This window comes from Streptococcus infantis, from assembly GCF_047464715.1.
Classification (GTDB): Bacteria; Bacillota; Bacilli; order Lactobacillales; family Streptococcaceae; genus Streptococcus; species Streptococcus infantis_S.
Map to the genome: position 1 here is coordinate 1 of NZ_JASHBJ010000011.1, position 2,500 is coordinate 2,500.

Consider the following 2,500-nt stretch of genomic DNA (forward strand, 5'->3'; position numbering starts at 1 on the left):
TCTCAGTTCGGATTGTAGGCTGCAACTCGCCTACATGAAGTCGGAATCGCTAGTAATCGCGGATCAGCACGCCGCGGTGAATACGTTCCCGGGCCTTGTACACACCGCCCGTCACACCACGAGAGTTTGTAACACCCGAAGTCGGTGAGGTAACCTTTTAGGAGCCAGCCGCCTAAGGTGGGATAGATGATTGGGGTGAAGTCGTAACAAGGTAGCCGTATCGGAAGGTGCGGCTGGATCACCTCCTTTCTAAGGATAAGGAATGCACATTGGTCTTGTTTAGTCTTGAGAGGTCTTGTGGGGCCTTAGCTCAGCTGGGAGAGCGCCTGCTTTGCACGCAGGAGGTCAGCGGTTCGATCCCGCTAGGCTCCATTGGTGAGAGATCACCAAGTAATGCACATTGAAAATTGAATATCTATATCAAATAGTAACAAGAAAATAAACCGAAAACGCTGTAGTATTAATAAGAGTTTATGACTGAAAGGTCAAAAAAAATAAGGTTAAGTTAATAAGGGCGCACGGTGGATGCCTTGGCACTAGGAGCCGAAGAAGGACGTGACAAACGACGATATGCCTTGGGTAGCTGTAAGTAAGCGATGATCCAGGGATTTCCGAATGGGGGAACCCAACAGGTACTACCTGTTACCCATATCTGTTAAGGATATGAGGAGGAAGACGCAGTGAACTGAAACATCTAAGTAGCTGCAGGAAGAGAAAGCAAAAGCGATTGCCTTAGTAGCGGCGAGCGAAACGGCAGGAGGGCAAACCGAAGAGTTTACTCTTCGGGGTTGTAGGACTGCAATGTGGACTCAAAGACTATAGAAGAATGATATGGGAAGATCAGCCAAAGAGAGTGAGAGCCTCGTATTTTAAATAGTCTTTGTACCTAGCAGTATCCTGAGTACGGCGGGACACGTGAAATCCCGTCGGAATCTGGGAGGACCATCTCCCAACCCTAAATACTCCCTAGTGACCGATAGTGAACCAGTACCGTGAGGGAAAGGTGAAAAGCACCCCGGGAGGGGAGTGAAATAGAACCTGAAACCGTGTGCCTACAACAAGTTCGAGCCCGTTAATGGGTGAGAGCGTGCCTTTTGTAGAATGAACCGGCGAGTTACGATATGATGCGAGGTTAAGTTGAAGAGACGGAGCCGTAGGGAAACCGAGTCTGAATAGGGCGTCTTAGTATTATGTCGTAGACCCGAAACCATGTGACCTACCCATGAGCAGGTTGAAGGTGCGGTAAGACGCACTGGAGGACCGAACCAGGGCACGTTGAAAAGTGCTTGGATGACTTGTGGGTAGCGGAGAAATTCCAAACGAACTTGGAGATAGCTGGTTCTCTCCGAAATAGCTTTAGGGCTAGCGTCGACATCAAGATTCTTGGAGGTAGAGCACTGTTTGGGTGAGGGGTCCATCCCGGATTACCAATCTCAGATAAACTCCGAATGCCAATGAATTATGGTCGGCAGTCAGACTGCGAGTGCTAAGATCCGTAGTCGAAAGGGAAACAGCCCAGACCACCAGCTAAGGTCCCAAAATAATTGTTAAGTGGAAAAGGATGTGGGGTTGCACAGACAACTAGGATGTTAGCTTAGAAGCAGCTATTCATTCAAAGAGTGCGTAATAGCTCACTAGTCGAGTGACCCTGCGCCGAAAATGTACCGGGGCTAAAACAATTTACCGAAGCTGTGGATACCTTTATAGGTATGGTAGGAGAGCGTTCTATGTGTGGCGAAGGTGTACCGTGAGGAGCGCTGGAACGCATAGAAGTGAGAATGCCGGTATGAGTAGCGAAAGACAGGTGAGAATCCTGTCCACCGTAAGACTAAGGTTTCCAGGGGAAGGCTCGTCCGCCCTGGGTTAGTCGGGACCTAAGGAGAGACCGAAAGGTGTATCCGATGGACAACAGGTTGATATTCCTGTACTAGAGTATGTAGTGATGGAGGGACGCAGTAGGCTAACTAAAGCAGACGATTGGAAGTGTCTGTCTAAGCAGTGAGGTGTGAATTGAGTTAAATGCTTAGTTCTATAACATTGAGCTGTGATGGGGAGCGAAGTTTAGTAGCGAAGTTAGTGACGTCACACTGCCAAGAAAAGCTTCTAGCGTTTAAACATACTCTACCCGTACCGCAAACCGACACAGGTAGTCGAGGCGAGTAGCCTCAGGTGAGCGAGAGAACTCTCGTTAAGGAACTCGGCAAAATGACCCCGTAACTTCGGGAGAAGGGGTGCTGACTTTAGGTCAGCCGCAGTGAATAGGCCCAAGCAACTGTTTATCAAAAACACAGCTCTCTGCTAAATCGTAAGATGATGTATAGGGGGTGACGCCTGCCCGGTGCTGGAAGGTTAAGAGGAGTGCTTAGAGGTAACTCGAAGGTATGAATTGAAGCCCCAGTAAACGGCGGCCGTAACTATAACGGTCCTAAGGTAGCGAAATTCCTTGTCGGGTAAGTTCCGACCCGCACGAAAGGCGTAATGATTTGGGCACTGTCTCAAC

Annotated in this window: 1 tRNA gene and 2 rRNA genes (1 of these 3 cut by a window edge); all 3 read left to right on the top strand. The window is 49.0% G+C overall.

From position 1 onward, the window contains the following. Positions 1-249 (top strand): 16S ribosomal RNA (locus QM419_RS09120); the annotation flags it as partial. A 50-nt stretch (positions 250-299) separates the two neighbouring features. Continuing rightward, positions 300-372, top strand: a tRNA-Ala gene (locus QM419_RS09125). A gap of 126 nt (positions 373-498) precedes the next feature. Next, positions 499-2,500: ribosomal RNA gene (locus QM419_RS09130) — 23S ribosomal RNA — on the top strand; it runs 901 nt beyond the window's last position.